Annotated in this window: 17 protein-coding genes; 6 read left to right on the top strand and 11 right to left on the bottom strand. The window is 60.5% G+C overall.

Annotation, left to right across the window (positions count from 1 at the left end; all coding sequences use genetic code 11):
• The first annotated feature begins 5 nt into the window (after nt 1-5).
• Nucleotides 6-1,289, top strand: coding sequence for a histidinol dehydrogenase (gene hisD / locus OC610_RS03650; protein ID WP_264426563.1), 1,284 nt, complete (start codon nt 6-8; stop codon nt 1,287-1,289).
• Between the two features lie 77 nt (nt 1,290-1,366).
• On the opposite strand, the gene OC610_RS03645 is transcribed toward hisD, so the two are convergent.
• The 4 genes from OC610_RS03645 to OC610_RS03630 all read right to left on the bottom strand — a co-directional run bounded on the left by OC610_RS03645 (nt 1,367) and on the right by OC610_RS03630 (nt 5,492).
• On the bottom strand, nt 1,367-2,446 hold the full coding sequence (locus tag OC610_RS03645) for an ABC transporter ATP-binding protein (protein ID WP_264426560.1): 1,080 nt from the start codon (nt 2,444-2,446) through the stop codon (nt 1,367-1,369).
• Between the two features lie 5 nt (nt 2,447-2,451).
• Nucleotides 2,452-3,243 carry an ABC transporter permease gene (locus OC610_RS03640; protein WP_181286390.1) on the bottom strand — a complete coding sequence of 264 codons (792 nt, stop codon included), beginning with the start codon at nt 3,241-3,243 and terminating at the stop codon, nt 2,452-2,454.
• Nucleotides 3,244-3,274: 31 nt separating this feature from the next.
• Nucleotides 3,275-4,210, bottom strand: coding sequence for an ABC transporter permease (locus OC610_RS03635; protein ID WP_264426559.1), 936 nt, complete (start codon nt 4,208-4,210; stop codon nt 3,275-3,277).
• A 121-nt stretch (nt 4,211-4,331) separates the two neighbouring features.
• Nucleotides 4,332-5,492: an ABC transporter substrate-binding protein gene (locus OC610_RS03630; protein ID WP_264426558.1), complete on the bottom strand. Its 1,161-nt coding sequence runs from the start codon at nt 5,490-5,492 to the stop codon at nt 4,332-4,334.
• Between the two features lie 574 nt (nt 5,493-6,066).
• Between OC610_RS03630 and OC610_RS03625 the strand changes: the two genes are divergently transcribed.
• Nucleotides 6,067-7,131 (top strand): thiamine pyrophosphate-dependent enzyme, encoded by a 1,065-nt coding sequence (locus OC610_RS03625; protein ID WP_264426557.1) that lies wholly within the window; start codon nt 6,067-6,069, stop codon nt 7,129-7,131.
• Nucleotides 7,132-7,149: 18 nt separating this feature from the next.
• On the opposite strand, the gene OC610_RS03620 is transcribed toward OC610_RS03625, so the two are convergent.
• Nucleotides 7,150-8,016 (bottom strand): helix-turn-helix domain-containing protein, encoded by an 867-nt coding sequence (locus OC610_RS03620; protein ID WP_264426556.1) that lies wholly within the window; start codon nt 8,014-8,016, stop codon nt 7,150-7,152.
• Nucleotides 8,017-8,490: 474 nt separating this feature from the next.
• Between OC610_RS03620 and OC610_RS03615 the strand changes: the two genes are divergently transcribed.
• From OC610_RS03615 to OC610_RS03600, 4 genes are all read left to right on the top strand, one after another.
• Nucleotides 8,491-9,525 (top strand): glycoside hydrolase family 3 N-terminal domain-containing protein, encoded by a 1,035-nt coding sequence (locus OC610_RS03615; protein ID WP_264426555.1) that lies wholly within the window; start codon nt 8,491-8,493, stop codon nt 9,523-9,525.
• Nucleotides 9,526-9,527: 2 nt separating this feature from the next.
• Nucleotides 9,528-10,553, top strand: coding sequence for a glycoside hydrolase family 3 N-terminal domain-containing protein (locus OC610_RS03610; protein ID WP_264426554.1), 1,026 nt, complete (start codon nt 9,528-9,530; stop codon nt 10,551-10,553).
• A 111-nt stretch (nt 10,554-10,664) separates the two neighbouring features.
• Nucleotides 10,665-11,549, top strand: a complete 885-nt coding sequence (locus OC610_RS03605; RefSeq protein ID WP_264426552.1) for a sugar phosphate isomerase/epimerase family protein — start codon at nt 10,665-10,667, stop codon at nt 11,547-11,549.
• A 68-nt stretch (nt 11,550-11,617) separates the two neighbouring features.
• Nucleotides 11,618-13,270 (top strand): GMC family oxidoreductase, encoded by a 1,653-nt coding sequence (locus OC610_RS03600; RefSeq protein WP_264426551.1) that lies wholly within the window; start codon nt 11,618-11,620, stop codon nt 13,268-13,270.
• A gap of 250 nt (nt 13,271-13,520) precedes the next feature.
• Here the strand turns inward: OC610_RS03600 and OC610_RS03595 are convergent, their stop codons facing one another.
• From OC610_RS03595 to OC610_RS03570, 6 genes are all read right to left on the bottom strand, one after another.
• On the bottom strand, nt 13,521-14,054 hold the full coding sequence (locus tag OC610_RS03595; RefSeq protein ID WP_264426550.1) for a cupin: 534 nt from the start codon (nt 14,052-14,054) through the stop codon (nt 13,521-13,523).
• 188 nt (nt 14,055-14,242) lie between these two features.
• Complete coding sequence (locus OC610_RS03590; RefSeq protein WP_264426549.1) at nt 14,243-14,974, bottom strand: substrate-binding periplasmic protein; 732 nt, start codon at nt 14,972-14,974, stop codon at nt 14,243-14,245.
• Between the two features lie 25 nt (nt 14,975-14,999).
• A complete protein-coding gene (locus tag OC610_RS03585) occupies nt 15,000-16,346 on the bottom strand; it encodes a diguanylate cyclase (protein ID WP_264426548.1) in 1,347 nt (448 codons plus the stop codon).
• A gap of 1 nt (nt 16,347) precedes the next feature.
• Complete coding sequence (locus OC610_RS03580; protein ID WP_264426547.1) at nt 16,348-17,118, bottom strand: substrate-binding periplasmic protein; 771 nt, start codon at nt 17,116-17,118, stop codon at nt 16,348-16,350.
• Nucleotides 17,119-17,215: 97 nt separating this feature from the next.
• Nucleotides 17,216-17,959: a PDC sensor domain-containing protein gene (locus OC610_RS03575; protein ID WP_264426546.1), complete on the bottom strand. Its 744-nt coding sequence runs from the start codon at nt 17,957-17,959 to the stop codon at nt 17,216-17,218.
• A gap of 102 nt (nt 17,960-18,061) precedes the next feature.
• The gene (locus OC610_RS03570) at nt 18,062-18,796 is read right to left on the bottom strand and encodes a FadR/GntR family transcriptional regulator (RefSeq protein ID WP_264426545.1); all 735 of its coding nucleotides are present in this window, start codon (nt 18,794-18,796) and stop codon (nt 18,062-18,064) included.
• Between the last annotated feature and the right edge of the window lie 49 nt (nt 18,797-18,845).

Raw genomic sequence — 18,845 nt, 5'->3', positions numbered from 1 at the left:
CTGTGATGATTCGTTATCTGAAACAAAGTAAACCTGTCGAAGCCCAAGCCGAAATTGCCTCTCAAGTGCGCGATACGGTGGAGCAGATCATTGCCAACGTCGCCCTCAATGGCGATGCGGCCGTTCGTGAGTACTCCAGGAAATTCGATCAGTGGGACCCCGCGTCCTTTCGCTTGAGCGAGGAAGAAATCGCCGCCTGTGTCGCGAGTCTGTCGGAGCAGGAAATTGGCGATATCAAGTTTGCCCAGGCGCAAGTGCGACGTTTCGCCGAGGTGCAGAGGGCGTCGATGCACGACGTTGAGGTCGAGACGTTGCCGGGGGTCATCCTGGGGCATCGCAACATCCCGGTGAACTCGGTGGCTTGCTACATTCCCGGTGGCAAATACCCGCTGCTGGCGTCGGCGCACATGAGTGTGCTCACGGCCAAGGTGGCTGGAGTCAAGCGTGTGGTCGCCGCCGCGCCGCCGTTCGATGGCAGGCCGCACCCGGCCATCGTGACCGCCATGTATTTAGCCGGTGCCGATGAAATCTACTGCCTGGGTGGGGTGCAGGCCATTGCCGCGTTTGCCTTGGGAACCGCCGATCTGAAGCCGGTCGACATGATCGTCGGCCCGGGCAATGCCTATGTTGCGGAGGCCAAGCGGCAACTGTTCGGCAAAATTGGTATCGACTTGATCGCCGGCCCGACCGAAACCCTGGTCATTGCCGATGACAGCAGCGACGTCGAGATCATCGCCGCAGACTTGCTTGGGCAGGCGGAACACGGCGTTAACTCTCCGGCGGTTTTCCTCACGAACAGCCCGGCGCTGGCGGAAAACCTGCCGGCTGAAATCGAACGCCAGTTGGGCATTTTGTCGACAGCGCCGGTTGCCTCCGTCGCCTGGCGTGATTATGGCGAAATCATCCTTTGCGACACGGTTGAGGAACTGGTGCAGGAAGCCGATCGGATCGCCTCCGAGCATGTGCAGGTCATGACGCGCGATCCGTTGTACTTCCTGGAAAACATGACCAACTACGGCGCGTTGTTCCTGGGCGAACGCACCAACGTCTCGTATGGCGACAAGGTCATCGGCACCAACCACACGCTGCCAACCACTGGCACGGCGCGTTACACGGGTGGGTTGTGGGTCGGTAAGTTCATCAAGACGTGCACCTACCAACGCGTGCTGACCGACGAGGCTTCGGTATTGGTCGGCGAATATTGTTCGCGACTGTGCGGTATGGAAGGATTTGCCGGACATAAGGAGCAAGCGGATATTCGCATTCGTCGTTACAAGCAGCCCGCCTGACGCATTGACCTAATGAAACCGGCCGCCTTTCAAGGGCGGCCGTTTTTTTTGCTCGGCTTTTTGTGTTGTGCCCCGGTTCAGGCCGGTATCACCACGAAGCTCTCCGGTTTGCAGGTGAGTGCCACATCCGATCCAGGTGGCAGCGTCAGGCTGCCAGGGGTCGGCAACTGTTGGCATTTGAGGTCCAGGGTACCGCCGGCGACGGTGACTCGGTAGATGACTCGATTGCCGATGAACGAGGTGTCCTTGACCTTGCCGATGAAAGCACCGGTGGCCAGCGCCGCGCCTTGGGCCGGCTCCAGGCCGATGGTCTCAGGGCGGATCGAGACATTCACCGGGCCTGCACCGAGGCTTTCGCGGGCGCTATGCGCGTAACGTCCGAACGGCAACTCAACGTAGCCACCGCCAGGCTGACCCGATCCGTAAGTGCCGTTGACGATGTTGGTGTCGCCGAAGAACTTCGCCGCGAACAACGTGCGTGGCGACCAGTACATCTCCTGCGGACCGCCGATCTGCTCGATGCCGCCCTTGTTCAGCAGTACGACGCGATCGGAAAGAATCATCGCCTCGTCCTGGTCATGGGTCACATAGACGAAGGTGGTCGACGTCTCTTCATGGATCCGTTTGATCTCGTTGAGCATGTGGTGGCGAATTTTCAGGTCCAGGGCCGCCAGGGGTTCGTCCAGCAACAGCACGGCGGGGCGGTTGACCAGCGCACGGGCCAGTGCGACGCGTTGGGCCTGGCCACCGCTGAGTTCGGAAATCCATCGGTTCTTGAACGTGTCCAATTGGACCAGCTCCAGGGCCTTGGTGACTTCGCGTTTTATCTCGTCCTTGGGCTTGTTCTTCAGGCGCAGCCCGAAAGCGACATTGTCGAAGACGTCGAGGTGTGGGAACAACGCGTATTTCTGGAAAACCATGTTCACCGGACGGTGTTCGGGCGCCAGGGAAGTGGAGTCCTTGCCATCGATCACGACTTTGCCGGTGGTCGGTTCTTCGAAGCCGGCAATGATGCGCATCAGTGTGGTCTTGCCGCAGCCGCTCGGCCCCAGCAGAGTCAGGATTTCGTTGCGCTTGACGGTCAGGTCGATTTTGCCGAGGGCTGTCAGGTTGCCGTAGCTTTTGGATATCCCGGTCAGTTCGATGCTATGGGTCATGTTGGTTACTCCGCAGTTTCAGCACGTTCAAGTTCGAGGCGACGACGGCGCAGGGTCATGACCAGGCCGGCGATGACGATGATGGCGATGGTCACGACCAGCATGAATACCGAGGCGGCATTGATGGTTGGGCTGACAGCGCGGCGCATCATCGAGAGAATCATCAGCGGCAGCGTGGTATCGCTGCCGGTAACGAATACGGTGATCAGGAATTCATCCATGGAGAGCGCCACCGCCAGGATGGCGGCGCCGGCAATGGTCGGGCCGATGATCGGCAGGGTGACCAGCCAGAACGCCTTGAGCGGTGAGGCGCCCAAGTCCCGCGCGGCCTCTTCGAATGACAGGTCGAAGTACTCCAGGCGCGAACGCACGGACTCGACGAAGAACGGAAACGTGAACAGCGTGTGACCGATGATCACGGTGAGCAATGAACGCGGCAGGCCAATCAACGAAAAGAAGATGACCAGCGCGATGCCAAGGAACAAGCCAGGCAGCGCAATCGGTGCAAAGTTCATGAAGGCGAACACGGCTTTGATCCGACCTTTCATGCGCATCAACGCCAGCGCCGAAAACGTGCCCAGCAGTGTGGTCAGGATGGCCGAGCCCGCTGCGACGATCGCACTGTTGGTCAATGCCGTCATGAAGTCCGAACTGTGGAACAGGGCCTCATACCATTGGGTGGAGAAACCTTCGAACGGGAACGACAACGAAGCTGAAGCGTGGAAGCTGAACAACGCGATAATCGCGATGGGGGCGTAGAGGAAGAACATGTACAGGTAAGTGAAGAGTCTGATCATGGCGGTCACCTTGCTATTTCAGAGGGGGCGTTCAGTCGTGGTAGCGTTTGCCGGGTGCCAGGTTTGCGGCGCGCAACACGCCCAACAACAGCGCGTAGACCAGCATGAACACCAGTAACAGCAGATAGGCCATTGCCGCTCCCAATGGCCAGTTCCCCACCGAGCGAAACTGATTGGCGATCACCAGGCCCGTGGTCATCGCATCCCGGCCACCCAGCAGTTGAGGCGTGACGTAGTCGCTGGCGGCCAGGACGAACGTGAACATGAACGAGCTGACGATGCTCTTGTGGGCCATTGGCATGATGACCCGCCACAAGGTGGTGGCGCCGCTGGCGCCCAGGTCGGCCGAGGCTTCGAGATAGTCTTTCTTGATGTCGCGCAGGCCCGATACCAGCAGCAGGAGGGTAAACGGCAGCATGATGTGGACGAGGGTCAGCACTACCGCAAACTTGCTGAACACCAACCATTCCAACGGTTGATCGACGAGCCCCAGATGCAGCAGCGTCGAATTGATCACGCCATTGGTGCCCAGGATCGAGCGCCAGGCGTAGACCCGCACCAGGTAACTGGAGAACCAGGAGACCAGGGCCAGGTACAGCACGGCATTGGAACGGGTCCGATAGACGATGTAATAGGCGACCGGAGCGCTGATGACCGTGGACAGCAGGGCAGTCCAGAAGCCGTTTTGCAGGGCGATCCATAATGAATCGTAAAACCCGCTGGCGCTCAGTGCCCTTGCGTAGTTGGACAGCGTCGCGGCGGGCGCCATGCTGAATGTCTTGGACGTCCAGAAACTGGCGACCAGCAGCATGACCGAGGGGATGAGAAAAAACACCACCAGGAAAAACAGTGGAGGCGACGCCAACCAGTATCCGCTGAGGATCTTCTTGTCGACTTTCCCGCGTTGGTCCGTGTGCGAAGCCTGGCTATCGAGGATAATCGGCTCGCTGTTGTTGACTACGTTCATGATGAATCTCTGCCTTTTGTTTTAATCGATGCGCCAGGTGCTTGGGTAAGCGCGTGCAGGGCGCACGCACTCCCGATGACGCCTTGAGCTGTCCGTACCGTTCGCCAGGTAGCCGATAGCGTCAGAACGAACCCTTGAAGTTCGCCCATTGGTCGATCCATTCGGCATAGGTCACGTATTGGTCGGAGCTCAGTGGTGGCTGGCCGTACAGTTTCGATTTCTCGAAGAAGGCATCCAGGTTCGCGTAGTCGAAGGTGTTGCGAAGGTCGGCGGGGAGCAGCGGCACGGCTTTTTGATTGACCACGCCGGAGAACATCGTGGTCGCCATCTTGGCCTGCGTATCCGCTTCGAGCGTCTTGTTGATGAATTCCAACGCCAGGGGTATATCCTTCGCGGTCTTCGGAATGAACAGGGCATCGCACCAGAGGGCCGCCCCTTCCTTGGGCACCGACAGGGCTGTCTGTACGCCGCGCTTGGTAGTTTCGCTGGGCGTGTTGGCGGACGCCGAAAACACCGCGTCTACCTCGCCTGATACGAGGAGCGAAACAGCGTCTCCCGACGACGCCGCAAAGGCCCGGCACTGTTCACGGTACGGTTTGAGTTTCTCGAAGGCATCGTCGAATTCGGCGCGGGTCAGGTTGGGGTATTTGTCGCCGTAGCCCGCGATGATCGCAATCAGTGACCAGTTCGAGGTGCCGTCGTCGACGAAGGTCAATCTGCCCTTGAGCTTTGGGTCGAGCAGGTCCTTGTATTCCGAGGGTTTCTGGACCTTCTTCGGGTTATAGACAATGGTATTCATGCCCCAAAGGAGCGGCACGCCCCATTGCTGGCCGTCCCAATACCAGCGGCTGCCCTTGTAGAATAACGGCACGATGTTATCGGCGGCGTAGTTGGGGATTTTCGACGTATCGATGGGCTTGAGCAGGCCCATTTCCTGATAGATGGTTTCATAGCCCAAGGCGTACATCGTCAAGTCGAGCTGAACGGGATCGGAGCCAGCCAGGCGCGCGGTGATGTCGTCCTGGTTACTGGCGTAACTCGAGCGCACGGTAATGCCTCGCTGCTTGCGCCACTCGGCAAGCTCTGCGTCACCGGTTTCGCCTTCCCAGCCGAGGATTTCCAGGTGGCCACCTGTCGCGGCGAAAATGCCAGGGGCGAAGGACCCCATGTACAAGCCTGCTGTCGATGCGGCGGCGCCCAACAGGAACGTACGCCTTTTCAGGCTAATCGTTTCCAGATCGATGCCAGTGATTCCATAACCCGTCTCTGTTGCTTTTTTCATGTCGAGCTCCTGCCTGGGGTGGTTGTACGAAACGATTGACGGCTGGCAGGGGATTGGCTGGGCTCACCCAACGTCTCCTTTGCGCAGTCGTGTTGGATCGGCAGTGTTATGGCCAGCATGGGTTCCATGAGCTGGGGAGATCGAGCGTGGGCAAATGCCTGTCGAGCGACATCGCGCACGGGTCTCCACTGGTCCGATTGACTCTTCCTTGGCCGGGTAAGCAGCGCCTTGTCCGAACTATGCGACAAGGATCCGAAGCGACTTGCCCAGCGCCTGATAGGCCCGGCTTGTTGTTTTCATGGGGTCGAGTATTGGCTTGGCGCAAGGCGCGCTCAATTTCGCAGCCACCCGAAAAGCGACGCACTCTGACGCATCAAAGTGACCTGACCGGCGCAGCGCAACGGACGCGGACCTTGCTTGCTGACAGTCACCAGCGGCGGGCTTCCCTGCGTCAACGTGCGTCTATTTTGCGGTGGTTGCGAAATTGAGCCGTGTCGGCTCCAGGCCAATACTCAGGGGTAATTGCGAGGCGAGGTGCAGCGGTGATGCCGCGCCGGTTCGACGGGAGTGTGCTGTGAAACTCACGGGTGCCCAGATTATTGCCAAGGCGTTGAAAGTGAATGGTGTCGGTTATGTGGCCGGAATCCCGGGTGAGCGGGGCGGGGCGCTGGTGCAATCGCTGCTGGCGACAGGCACCGAGATTCCGTTCATTCAAGTCATGCAGGGACACAACGCGGTCCATTTGGCGGACGGCTATTTCCGCGCTTGCGGCCGGCCCATGGCAGTCCTGCTGCCGGTGCCGCTGGGGATCTCCAAAGCGCTGGAGGCCGCGGCGGTTGCGCGGGCGGATTCATCGGCCATGTTGCTGATCAGTGGTGGCAATGGCACCCAGGATGATGGTTATCGGCCAGCGACCAGGACCTTCAGAGAACACCGGCGCGTCACCTCCGTCGATCAGCTTGCGCAAACCCTGCGCCATGCCTTCAACTCACTGTGTGGCGCTGGCGTCGGGCCGGTCAGCCTGGATATACCGGCCGCTGTCCAGAATGCCTTGGCTGAATCCAGCCCGTCGCCCGCGACGTTGCGCGCGTCCCACGAAGGGCTGCGGCCCGTTTCGACGTCGGATATGGAAACGAATGCCACGGTGATGGTCGGTGCCAGGGCAGTCCAGGCGATGGCCAGGAATATGTTCCCCTTTGATCGTGTCATGAGCCTGTGGAGTGCGAACGAGCCTGTGCTGGGCTGGGCGGTGCCGGCGGCCATTGGCGCAAAGCTCGCCGTGCCGGCGCGTCAGGTGGTGTGTGTGGTTGGGGCGGGTGACTTTCTTCAATCGATGCAGGAGTTGGCGGTTTGCATGATGCACAGCATTCCGGTGGTCTTTCTTGTATTCAGTGACAACAGCCAGGCGCCATCGAACGACGAACAGATCCCGTTGGACCGGTACCGCAGTGGAGCCTTCAGCCTGCCGGACGGCAAACCGTACTCACCTGACTTTTCCGGTATCGCCAGGCTCCTGGGATTGGACGCCTGGCGAGTCGAACACGCGTCGCAGCTCGTTCCAGCCTTTACCAAGGCGTTGAACAGCAACGGGCCGTCCCTGGTTGAGGTGGTTTGCGGGACTGGCTCGCCAAGCCTTTGAAGAGACGCTTCAACGAGCTTAGTCCTGGCCTCCCCATACGATGGAGGCGTTATCGCCCGTCATGTATTCACGCACCTCCAGCGGCAGGGATTGATCGCTGGGAAGCAAGGCCGTCGCGTTGCGCAAATGATGTTTGCGGATCATCCCCTTGTCGACGAGACCCAATGCCATCCGGGTGGAGAAGGGCTGGCGGAATGAGGACGAAGCCACGCCCGTGACCAATCCGAAAAGAAAACGGATGGGGCGGCGATGCTGTGGCGTGAGGATCGAAAACGTCATTTCGTTACGTTGCTTGCCCTCGAAATCCACCATGAACAGGCGGTCGCCGAGCAGCAGGCAAAAACCATGATAAGTAAACGAGTAACCCATCTTGCCGCTGCCGTCGAGCAAGGGGAAACGTTCAACCGTGACGTATTGGACCATCGAGTCGGCCCGATACAGGCACGTCACCGAACGCAGGATCCTGCCTTTGTAGATGGATGAGTTGTGATAGCGGTAATAGACGCCCAGATAGTCTTCGAGCAAATCCGCCGACTGCTTGGCCAACGGCAGGAAGTGATTGAATTGGGCCGAGGCACGCAGGTCGGTCGGCAGTTCGTTTTCGTAACCTTCATACAGCTTCTTGAATTCGGCGGGCGGGCGGAAAAGGTCTTCGGCTTCGAGCATGAAGTAACGGCTGATCTTCTGCAGGATCTTCTGCGACGGAACGTGCTGGCCCACCAGGTATTTGTTGAATTGTTGTCGATTGACATCGACCTTGCGGCACATGTCGGCAACCGAGCGGCAGGACTCCACCAGGGTGCTCAGGTTTTTCTGCACGTTCGCCTGTAGGTCACTGCGAACCTGTTGCCGCTCCGGGTGCGAGTTGGCAGCAGTCAATGGCATGGTGGTGCGGTCTCCAGGGGGGATTTGCTGTTTCGATCTCACAACCTTAATGCAACCGGGGAGGTTATCGGGCGGTTATATCCGCGTGCCGGAAAATCGCCGGCCTCCGATCGGGTCGGGTCGATCAAATCATTTGAAGCCCAAGCATATTCTGTGCCGTGCGCCCACTTGCGATTGTTTGGAACTGTCCGTCCCGCTTCGCCCTGAAGAGAGTTACTTGCCGCTCCAGCAGGTAACAGGTCGGTTGGTCCGGTAACAGCCACATTGATCCGTCGTGTCGTTTTTCGGTGCTTCAGTTCGCGTCATGTATCGACCGGGTGCGAAGTGTAACGGAGGGCTTCTCATCCGTAGAATGAGCATTATCGAGCATTTTTATCAGGTATTAACTGCTCGTTTGTGAGTGATTAGGCTTTAAACCTTCATCAACTCTGCGCAACCTGAGCACTGCGCTCAATCACAGGTCAAGGAAAAGCGATGTCAAGCGAACTGCACAAAGCGGCCTATTCGGTCCTGCTTCCAGCGTTTGGAGATCTGATACTGGATGAAAACGTATGTCGTTTCCTCAGTCGCGGCGGTGTATCGATCCTGCTTGGGGAAACCCGCGAGGAGTACGTCAGCAGGCAGATGAGCCCCTCGCGCAAGCGCGTGGAAAACCAGGGGGCTGTCGTCAATGTCATCCGGCAAGCGGTGACGCTGGCCGGTGCCCCGGTGTTGGTCGCGGTGGATCAGGAACTGGGCGGTATCGAGCGCCTCCACCAGTTGGTTCCGCCTGTTGCCGCCAGGGAGGCGCTCAACGATCTCGCCTGCGAAGAAATAGAGCGACGGTGCTTCAAGATGGCCAGCGTGGCGCGCGGCTTGGGCGTCAATCTGTTCCTGGCGCCGATTGTGGATGTGGTCACGGGCGCCAACCCCTGGCTGCAAGACAGGCACCTGGGTGCTGACCCGAAAGAAGTCAGTCGGGTCAGTTGCGCGTTTATTCGCGGGGTCCAGCGCGCGGGCGTCGTGGCGACCGCCAAGCATTTTCCCGGTCACTACGTCACCGAGCAGGACCCGGCCGTCGCGGTCGCGACGGTACCCGGACCGCTGGCATTGCTGAAGGACAATCTCGAGGTGTTCAAGGACGTGATCGCGACGGGCGTGAAAGCCGTGATGCCAGGGCCTGCGGTTTTCCCGGCGATCGACCCTGACCAATCTGCCTCGACATCGCCGAAAGTCATCTCGATGCTACGTGACACCCTCGGATTCGACGGCCTGATCATCTCCGATGACCTTGATGCGGTGTCGATTCTCAGGGGCAACGCCATCACTGACACCGCCGTTGCCTCGCTGGCGGCCGGAGCGCACCTGCTGTTGGTCTCCAGCGAATCGGGGTTGGATGCCATCGCCGGAGCAATCGTGTCGGCTGTCCAAGACGGTCACCTTGATCGTCAGCTGTTGCTGGACGCCGCAGCCCGGGTCCGCGAGTTGGCCGCCGCCAATCACGACTCATACAACGCGAACCGGGGGTGATCATGCATTCAATCGAATCCATGGCTTACAGCGTGCTGTTTCCGGTTCTGCTCGACGTGAAAATTAATGATGAGGTGCGTCGGTTTCTCGGCAGTGGTGGGCGCAGCCTGCTGTTTGGTGAGACGGCAGAGGAATATGTCAGCGGCAGGATGAGTGCCGCTCGCCTCCAATGCGAAACCCTCGAGGCCTGGCAACGCTTCGCTGACACCGCAACCGAGCTGGCGGGGCCGTTGTTGCTCGCGGCGGATGCCGATATCTCCGCCGTGCACCGCTTGCAAGGCGTAGCGCCCGCGCTGCCGGAGCCCGAACGGGCGAGAAGCATGGCGGATGGCGAGCTTGAGCAAGCCTGCTACCACGTTGCGACGGCCATACGGACTGCCGGTGTGAACCTGCTCCTGTCGCCTACGGCCGATGTGGTGACGGGCAGGAATGTCTGGCTGCAGGGGCGCACGCTCTCCAATGATGTGGGGCAGGCCGCCGCCATGGTGGGTGCCTATGTTCGCGGTGTGCGGCGAGCGGGGATGGCCAGTACGTTGAAGCATTTTCCCGGCCATCCCGTATTGCTGTGCCAACCCTCGACGGAAGACGCCGTGGTCACGCAATCCATGGAACAGCTTCGTGCCGGTTGGCCTGTGTTCCAAGCCGGGGTGGAGGCTGGCGCGGATGCCGTCATGATGGGGCCGGCGGTCTTCGCGGCCTGCGAGCCGGCGCTTCCCGCTTCTGTTTCACCGCAGTTGATCGGGCTCCTGCGCCAGGAGCTGGGCTTCAACGGATTGGTCATGACGATCGACCTGGATCACCGCTCCGTGATCGGCGATTTATCACTGGGTGAGGTGGCCGTTGCGGCATTGAGCGCAGGCGCGGACCTACTGTTGGTCTCGTCCAAGGCGATGCCCGAGATTGCCCAGATCGTTCGCGCGATCACGGCGGCAGTCCGTCAAGGAAACTTGGCCCTGGAAAGGCTGGAAGCGGCTGCGAAGGCTGTCGCGGCGCTGGCCGATCGGCTGGCGGCGCACGTCCGTCGTTGAAGAGCGAGACCTGACGCAGTGGCTGCGTCAGGTTGCGCCGCAATTTCCACGACTGCGAAATAACCACCGTGGCCCGGTCTCGATAGACTGGAATTCACGGTAGGAGCCTATATGAACCCTAAAAACAATGGCCTGGTCTTGCATTCCACGGTCGCGAAGCATTCAACGCTGGCGATCGATGTCGACATCGCCAAGACCGTCGGTTTCGATGCCTTGGAAATCTTTAGCGGCAAACTGGAAGCCTGTCTGCAGGCCGGATATTCCGAGGGCGAACTGAAAGCCTCGCTGATGGGCATCCCTGTCATCGGCATCGGTTATCTCCGAGACATCGAGCGTCAAGGCGCCGAACGCAAGGATTTGTTAAAGGACGCGGAGCGGCTTTTCCAGTTGGCCCATATGGTCGGTGCCAAAGGGGTCCAAGTTCTCACCGGGCCCATCAACGTCCAGGCGGTGCTGGATTATCGCAAGCACGGTGCAAGCATTCATTACACGGGGTTGCTGGGGCTCGACGAGGCCGATCAGCTCAGGCTGACCGCTGGCAATCTCGCGTTGTTGGCCGATCTGGCCCAGCAATACGGCGTGCTGCTCTATCTCGAGGCGTTGTCCTGGACGCCGTTAAACACACTGGAACACCAACTGGCGCTGATTGACCGCACCGAGCGCGACAACGTCAGGATGGTGATTGATTACTGGCACTGTTTTACCTCCGGCGTAACGCCGCAGGCGCTTTCGCGCATGAACAAGGATCTGATCTACGGCGTTCACGTGTGCGACTCACTGCCGTTTGATGGCGGTATCGCCAATGAAGATCTGCTGCGGGATGTACCGACGGGCAGTGGGGTACTGGACTTGACTGAATGGACTGCGGCGGTCAAGGCCACTGGTTATGACGGCTGGTGGAGTTGCGAGTTGTTCTGCAAGAAACAACAGCAGCAAGACAGTTATGAGGTCGCAAGGGATTTGAAGGCGCTCATGAATCGATTGATCGAACAATAAGGCGGTGCGGGGCCCTCTCAAACCTCGGCACATCCATTTGCACTTCAACAATAAAAGGCTCAGTCATCATGGCGGACTTCATTGTGATCGGAGGCGGCTCGACAGGCTGCACGGTGGCATCAAGGCTCAGCGAAAACGCTGCTGTATCGGTGGTCCTGTTCGAAGAGGGGCCACGTGATCGCAACCCTTACATCCACATCCCCGGCGCCTACTACAAAACCGCTCAAGGCCCCTTGCTCAAGCGATACGCCTGGGAACCGACCGACGACCAACGCCGCGCCGAAACCCCGACCATGGTCCAGGCCAGCGTGCTGGGTGGCGGCAGTTCGGTCAACGCGATGATCTACATCCGTGGCGTGCCAGCAGACTATGAAGGTTGGGTTGCCCAAGGCGCGACGGGCTGGTCCTACGCCGAGGTGTTGCCTTACTTCAAGAAAGCCGAGGACAACGAGCGCTTTTGCAATGACGCGCACGGCGTGGGAGGGCCGTTGGGTGTTTCCGATCCGATCAATGTTCATCCCCTGACCAAAGTCTGGCTACGCGCCTGCCAACAATATGGCTTGCCCTACAACGAGGACTTCAATCGGGGTCAACCCGAAGGTTGTGGGCTGTACCAGATCACCGCCAGGAACGGTTTTCGCAGCAGTGCCGCGGTGGCTTACCTCGCGCCCGCCAGGTCACGCAAGAACTTGACGGTGAAAACGGGCTGCCGGGTGACCCGTATCTTGACCCAAGGCAACAAGGCCACGGGAGTCGAGTACGTCGAGAACGGTGCCCGCAAGGTCCTGTATGCGGAAAAGGAAGTCGTGCTGTCGGCAGGAGCGATCAACTCGCCACGGTTATTGATGTTGTCGGGCATCGGACCCGCCGAACAACTGAGAAAGCACGGTATCAAGGTCGTGAAGGACTTGCCCGGTGTCGGCCGCAACCTCCAGGACCATATCGAAATATCGCTGGTCTATGAGCTGACCGGGCCCCACAGCTACGACAAGTATAAAAAGCCCCATTGGAAGTTGGCCGCCGGCCTGCAATATGCGCTTTTCAGGCAAGGTCCGGCAGCGTCCAACCTGATCGAGGGCGGTGCTTTCTGGTGGGGAGACAAGGCTGCGGCCACGCCGGATATCCAGTATTTCATGGTCGTGGGCGCGGGCATCGAAGAGGGCGTCGACGCGGTGCCGGGGGGCAATGGCTGTACCTTGAACCTGGGGCAGGTCCGTCCGAAGTCCCGCGGATACGTCGAACTGCATTCGTCGGACCCGATGGCGCCTCCACGCATCGTGCCCAATTATTTTGCCGACCCTTATGACATCGAGAGCCTGGTGGAAGGCTGCCTGATTGGCGAGGAGATCATGGGGCAGGCCGCCTTCAAACCCTACCTTGCCCGGCGTCATGTACCGCACGTCTCGATCAGGTCCCGGGAAGCCATGAAGACCTTTTGCCAAGAGCAGGCCCATGCCGCGCTGCATCCAAGCGGGACTTGCCGAATGGGTAACGATGAGTTGGCCGTCGTGACGCCGGACCTCAAGGTGCATGGCCTCGAAGGGTTGCGCGTGGCCGACGCGTCGATCATGCCGACCTTGATTTCCGGGAACCCCAACGCCGTGTGCATCATGATCGGCGAGAAGGCCGCCGATCTGATCAGCAATGGTCAGCAGCAGTCGCGGTGGAAAGCGGATTCCGCGGTATGCGGTGTCTCAAGCCTGGCCGCCCATCAACCATAAGGCGCAACAAGTGCCAAAGGACACCAGCAGGATCGCGCCGAAGACTTTTCCTTGCGACGTGAGAGCCATTGCTCCGGTTGGCCTGATCGTCGAAGCGACAGGCTGGGTCCGGATCCTGGCCAACTGACCTGTTGCATAAAACACACTGTGCATGGCTTGTGCCCCCGGTTGGGTCGTTTCTGCTCAGATAAAGGCCGATTTCCGAGCCTTGTTCCAGAGCAGCAAGCGCCATGCCACGAGGGGGGCGCGGCTAGGAGGGGCGTTTTTTCCAGTACCGAGTGACGCCACCCTCGGTGCCGAGTACCGGATCCCGATCAGGAAACGGCAGGGCGTCAATGTCCGCCAACTGCGCCTCGCTCGGCGCCTCGCGGCGGATGTCGGCTTGCTGGCCGGGCGGGTATGCCCCGACTACGAGGAAATCGTCGCTGGCGCCCAGGTTGCAATGCCCGGTGCCAACGGGCAGCAGCAATACGTCGCCGGCCTTGACCTCAAGGACTTGCCCATCGGGCCCGCCGAGCATCAGGCGCGCGTGGCCGCTGGCGACGCCCAGGGCTTCGTGGCCCTGGGTGTGGTAGTGGTGGAAGTCGTAGATCCCGTAGCGCCATTGCGGCGGCCAGCCGTTGGCGCGAAAGACCTCTTCGATGCGGCGGGCCAGGTCGCCTTCCTGGCTGGTCATCGCATTCCGATAAATGATCACGGGCAGGCGCGGGTTGTTGGGCACCCAGTCGTTACGCTCCAGCATCAGGGTCTGCAAGGCATCCGGCATTGTGTTCAGCGCGCTCATCGAAAGTCTCCACCGCAGGTAGCAAAACCCGGCCAGTGAGAGCGAGACTGCTCGCGAAATCGGTGTGTCAGCGCCCGTCGATGTCGAATGGGCCGACGTCTTCGCGAGCAGGCTTGCTCCCACTGGCATGTGAAGGTCTGGACGGGTTTTCGATAGCAGAGTTCAACGCCGCTGACCGCTGCCGCGCGTCAGCGTTTTTCCTTCATTATGCGCTCCACCTCGCCCGAGGCCTTGAGCTGATCGAACGCGCGCTGGGCCTTGGCGACGGTTTCGTCCGGCGTGCTCAGGCTGAACGCCAGGTAGACCCGGTGGGGCTGTTCATCCAATGAATAGACTTCCTCCAGCAGGTTGAAATCCATCTGGGCATCCTGGCTCATCAGCCGTGCGGTGTTCTCGGGCATCGGCACCAGTTGGACCTGGTGATTGAGCAGCTTCTGGAAGTTATCGTGGTTGTCCGCCGACACGACCAGCCGACTGAAGCCGCGATCCTGCAGGTAGATCTGCTTGGCGTCGTTGCGCACCACGCCGATGCTGTACTGCTTGGCGTCTTCGAGGTTGCCGATGGTGATGGGCTCGGCGTCTCGCAGCTTGTAGAGCCGGCTGGTGGAGCGATGGATTTCACCGACCCATTTGAACAGTGGCTCCCGGGCCGGCGTGCGATCGAGGGGGAATATCAGCACGTTGGGCTCGCGCAGGGCCATCTCGTAGGCCCGCGCCCAGGGATACAGGGTCATGTGGAAATCGCCGAGGTCGGCATTTTTCAAGGTGTCGGAGGTAATGTGAATGCCGGGGCCGACCAGTTTGTCGTCGAGCAGGTAGGCATACAGCGAGTCTTCGGTGACGACTTCGATGGTATCGGCCTGGCTTTTGACGGTGACCAAGGCCAGCAATACGAACGCATAGAGCATCAGATGGCGCATACAAACCTCGGGGCTGGCGTTGTGTTCAGAGGGAAACGCGGTTGCGTCCCTGGTGCTTGGCTCGGTACAGCGCCTGGTCGGCGCGTTGCATCAGTTGATCGAAATGGTCCATGGCTTCGGGGTCCAGTTGGGCGACGCCGATGCTCAAGGTGACGAAAGGGGAGACCGATGAGCCGCTGTGGGGCAATTGGCGTTCCGCCAGTGCGGCGCGCAGCCGTTGGGCCGCGTCGCAGGCCTGCTGCGTGTCCACATTGGGCAGCACGACGACGAACTCCTCGCCACCGATCCGCGCGGTCAATTCGCCGGAGCGCCCGTACACCTCACGCAGGGTGTCGGCGATCTGTTGCAGGCATTGGTCGCCGTTCACGTGGCCGTAGGTGTCGTTGTAGATCTTGAAGAAATCCACGTCGCACATGAGCAGGGCCAGGGGCGTCCGGTGGCGGATGGCGCGGTTGAATTCAACTTCCTTCAACTCGTCGAAATGGCGCCGGTTGGCCAGGCCCGTCAAGGCATCGTGGCGCGACAAGGTTTCAAGGGCGTCGTTGGCGGCCTTGAGCTCTGCGGTACGCGCCTCGACCAGTTCCACCAATTGGTCGCGACTGGCGGCAATCGCCAGTTCGTCCGTGCGCTGGCGCTCCAGGTGGGCGCGGAGGTTGTCCTGCAGCTCGTTGACCTGGGATTCCAGCAGGCTCAGTTCATCCTGGCGATTGACCGAGCGCTGCAGCTTGAGGTGGCGCTGGAGCGTCTGCGGCGCGAGCGCGCCCAGATGCCGGGCGATGTGCACCACATGGACGGTCACCAGGCGATTGAACATGGTCATCACCAACCCAGCCAGCAGCATGGATTGGATGATCTGGGTAATGACAATGCTGCGCGCCTCATCCCACAGGCGCTCCCACAGGAGTCGGTTGTCGCCTTCGATGGTCAGCTCGCCGACTTTTTCATGGGCGCCCAGGTAGGGTTCGGCGACAAGCTCGCGATGCAGCACCGGCGCCGCGCCGGATGCGGCACCGGAGGCGTAGCGATTGAGCTCGATGATTTCCGGTGATCGACCGGGTCGCAGGATATTCAGCACCACGCGTCCGACCGGCGCGGCGCTCGCGACACTGGTGAGTTGCTTGTCCAGGGATTCGCGGTCCATTTCCCAGATCGCATGGGCCAGGGTGTCCCGGAACACCTGGTCGATCAGTGCCAGCTCGGAGTTCATTTCCGCCAGGTTGTTCTCCCACGCCAGCCAGGTTCGCCATGTCACCATTGCCAGGGTGAAGAGCAGGCAGAACAACAACGTCGCGAGCACCAGCCGCCGCCCGAGCGAGCTGAGTGCCTTGGCCTGTGGCTGCAGGGATGGAGCCGGGCGGAATCTGCCGTCCATCTCACAACCACTTGCGCGCGATGGCATCGTAGACGCCGTTGCGACGAATGGTCTCCAGGCCGGCGCGGAATTTTTCCACGGTCTGCGAAGGTGTCTTGCGGCTGAATGCCATGTTCAGGCCGTCGGCGCTGCTGAGTTCGGGCAGGGGCAGCGACTGGATCAGGACTTTGTCCGGGTCCTCGCCATTCTGGCGGGTCAGGTACAGCGCGTTGAGTTCGTTGGAAATCCACAGCTCGACATGGTCGACCTTGAGCTTGCGGTAATTGTGTTCGTACTTGGTGCTGGACTGCAGCTCCTCGCCGATGCGAAAGCCCTTCGAGACCAGGAATTGCTCGCCCACGTCCTGGTTGACGGTGGCGATCTGGTGCCCATGGGCATCGGCCAGGGAATTGAGTTTCACCGGCCGGTCGGCCAGCGAGTAGATGTACCACTTGGTCGGAGCGATGGCGCCGATCCACTGGAACAGCGATTCACGCTCAGGCGTGCGCACGATCGAATAAATCAGGACGTTGCTTTCATTGAGTGCCAGTTCGTAGGCACGTGCCCAGGGCATGGGCTGGATCGATGCTGTCATGCCGACTTCCTTGAGCACGGCCTCGACCACCTCGGTGCTCATGCCGGTCACGCGCCCGTCCTGCGTCATGTTGTAGGGCGGCAATTCTTCGGTGACGATGCGCAGCGGCGGCTCTGCCGCGATGGCCAACGCCGATCCTCCTGCAACCAGGAGCATCAGGACGCCAAACATCAGTAAGCGGTTAAGCTGCAAAGCCATTGATCATCACCCTATGCAACCAGCAGAGCCTGGCGAGGCCTGAGGGCCTTCGTCACTAAGGTTATCGGCTGGGCGAGGGGCTGCTTGAGGGCCCTGGTCAAATTCGTGGGGCGGGCCGTTCCACCACGCTCCAATAGGACGACGTATCGATCAGGCTCAACACCCGGCTGTGTTCCATGTCCTGGTTCAAGGTGTCGCGGATCAGATCGCCGGCCAGCCAGCTCGACGTGTTGGCGGCAAGCACCCGGCCCTCGGCGTTGAGCAGCAGCGCTTCATTGCTGATCCGCATGAGGCTGCGCACCAGCAAGGGCTCCAGGGAATGCAGGGAGATATCGGCAGCGGCGACGCCGATGAAACGATCATCGAAGAAGATCGGCAGCGAAAACGCCACGATGTACTGCTCGGTGCCATACAAATCGACAAAAGGCCCTTCGATGGACGGCCGGCGGGTTTGCTGGGGACGGGTGTACCACGGCATGTGCAAGTAGTCGTAGAAGCGATCGCTGCGGCTGTTGAGGTTCAGCTTCAGCGGCTGTATCGCTTCCTGCTGGGTGCGACACCACCATTGCAGGTGCATCTCGCAATCCTTCAGTTCCCCCGGCGCAAAGACCACGCCGGCGCCGTGGAACTTGAGGCTTTCGGAGTCGAGGATCCGCCGGACGACCGCCAGCAGCGGCTTGAGATCGCCTTGGTCGGGTTGCTTCGCCTTGCACCGTTGCTGTTCCCAAATGCTCGATACCTGGGCACCCAGTGCCTCGAGGCCTTTGAAGACGTTACTAATCGAAGCGTTGATCAGCGCTGCGCATTGGCTCAGTTCGTGTGCCGACATTTCATTGGCCATGGCTCTACCTCATGACTCGGAGGGTATGCTGCGGGAGGCAGGCGACGCGGGCTGGACGTCGAGCTGCAGGGCGAGTCATTCGTTCAGCAAGTTCTGTTCCACTCATCCGGCGTCCTGCGCCATCTGTTGCAACCGCACGCTGCTCAAGCGGCGGATGCCGCGTGCCACATGGGCTTCGGCAAGGGCACCGGCCAGGTTGCTGTCGTTGGCAATGATGGCTTCGAGGATGGCCCGGTGTTCGCGTTCAATGGCCTGGGGATCCGGCTGGCCGGTGAACGGCAGCCACAGCAGTTCGCCCAGTTCCGCCTGCAAGCGCGCCTCGCTGTGGGTCAGGCGCACGGACTGCGCCGCCACCGCAATCTCGATATGAAACCGGGCATCGGCGCGCCGCCGCTCTCGACGTTCCTTGGCGTTTGCCAAGGCGTCGATGAAGCCGTCCAGCCGCGCATGCTGCTCCGGGCCAGCGCGCTGGGCCGCGAGCCGGGCGGCGGCACCTGAAATCGCACAATGTTCGTCGGCCAGGTCGCGCAGCTGCAGCGTGCTGATTTCCCGCAATTGATCGAACAGCGCCTCCTCCGAAGTCACGGGCGCGGCGCAGATGAAACTCCCGCCGTTGCGACCGCGCCGGGTTTCGATCACCCCGCGCTCGCGCAACGCCGCCAGGGCATCGCGCAGCGTGACCGTAGCGACGCCGAGCTGGGTGGATAGGCTGTTTTCGCTGGGCAGTTGTTCGCCCTCGACGAGCAGCCCGAGGTCGATCATTTCAATCAGGCGGCGGGTGACGGATTCCGTTTTCCCTTCCTGGTTGACGCGTATGAGGCTCGATGTGGGGCTCATGGTCGATTCATTCATAAACGGGGTCATTGACACCTATGGCAAGCGTCCG

This window comes from Pseudomonas agronomica, assembly GCF_025917275.1.
Taxonomy (GTDB): Bacteria; Pseudomonadota; Gammaproteobacteria; order Pseudomonadales; family Pseudomonadaceae; genus Aquipseudomonas; species Aquipseudomonas agronomica.
Note: the sequence above shows the minus strand (reverse complement) of the source record. Positions and strands in the feature narration are given on the sequence as shown.

What these genes read in the sequence shown, in the direction of transcription:
- OC610_RS03615 (WP_264426555.1), top strand. Translation starts at nt 8,491, where the DNA reads ATGTCAAGCGAACTGCACAAAGCGGCCTATTCGGTCCTGCTTCCAGCG.
- OC610_RS03610 (WP_264426554.1), top strand. Translation starts at nt 9,528, where the DNA reads ATGCATTCAATCGAATCCATGGCTTACAGCGTGCTGTTTCCGGTTCTG.
- OC610_RS03585 (WP_264426548.1), bottom strand. Translation starts at nt 16,346, where the DNA reads ATGGACGGCAGATTCCGCCCGGCTCCATCCCTGCAGCCACAGGCCAAG.
- OC610_RS03630 (WP_264426558.1), bottom strand. Translation starts at nt 5,492, where the DNA reads ATGAAAAAAGCAACAGAGACGGGTTATGGAATCACTGGCATCGATCTG.
- OC610_RS03570 (WP_264426545.1), bottom strand. Translation starts at nt 18,796, where the DNA reads ATGAGCCCCACATCGAGCCTCATACGCGTCAACCAGGAAGGGAAAACG.
- OC610_RS03575 (WP_264426546.1), bottom strand. Translation starts at nt 17,959, where the DNA reads ATGGCCAATGAAATGTCGGCACACGAACTGAGCCAATGCGCAGCGCTG.
- OC610_RS03595 (WP_264426550.1), bottom strand. Translation starts at nt 14,054, where the DNA reads ATGAGCGCGCTGAACACAATGCCGGATGCCTTGCAGACCCTGATGCTG.
- OC610_RS03605 (WP_264426552.1), top strand. Translation starts at nt 10,665, where the DNA reads ATGAACCCTAAAAACAATGGCCTGGTCTTGCATTCCACGGTCGCGAAG.
- OC610_RS03645 (WP_264426560.1), bottom strand. Translation starts at nt 2,446, where the DNA reads ATGACCCATAGCATCGAACTGACCGGGATATCCAAAAGCTACGGCAAC.
- OC610_RS03580 (WP_264426547.1), bottom strand. Translation starts at nt 17,118, where the DNA reads ATGGCTTTGCAGCTTAACCGCTTACTGATGTTTGGCGTCCTGATGCTC.
- OC610_RS03620 (WP_264426556.1), bottom strand. Translation starts at nt 8,016, where the DNA reads ATGCCATTGACTGCTGCCAACTCGCACCCGGAGCGGCAACAGGTTCGC.
- OC610_RS03590 (WP_264426549.1), bottom strand. Translation starts at nt 14,974, where the DNA reads ATGCGCCATCTGATGCTCTATGCGTTCGTATTGCTGGCCTTGGTCACC.
- hisD (WP_264426563.1), top strand. Translation starts at nt 6, where the DNA reads ATGATTCGTTATCTGAAACAAAGTAAACCTGTCGAAGCCCAAGCCGAA.
- OC610_RS03600 (WP_264426551.1), top strand. Translation starts at nt 11,618, where the DNA reads ATGGCGGACTTCATTGTGATCGGAGGCGGCTCGACAGGCTGCACGGTG.
- OC610_RS03635 (WP_264426559.1), bottom strand. Translation starts at nt 4,210, where the DNA reads ATGAACGTAGTCAACAACAGCGAGCCGATTATCCTCGATAGCCAGGCT.
- OC610_RS03640 (WP_181286390.1), bottom strand. Translation starts at nt 3,243, where the DNA reads ATGATCAGACTCTTCACTTACCTGTACATGTTCTTCCTCTACGCCCCC.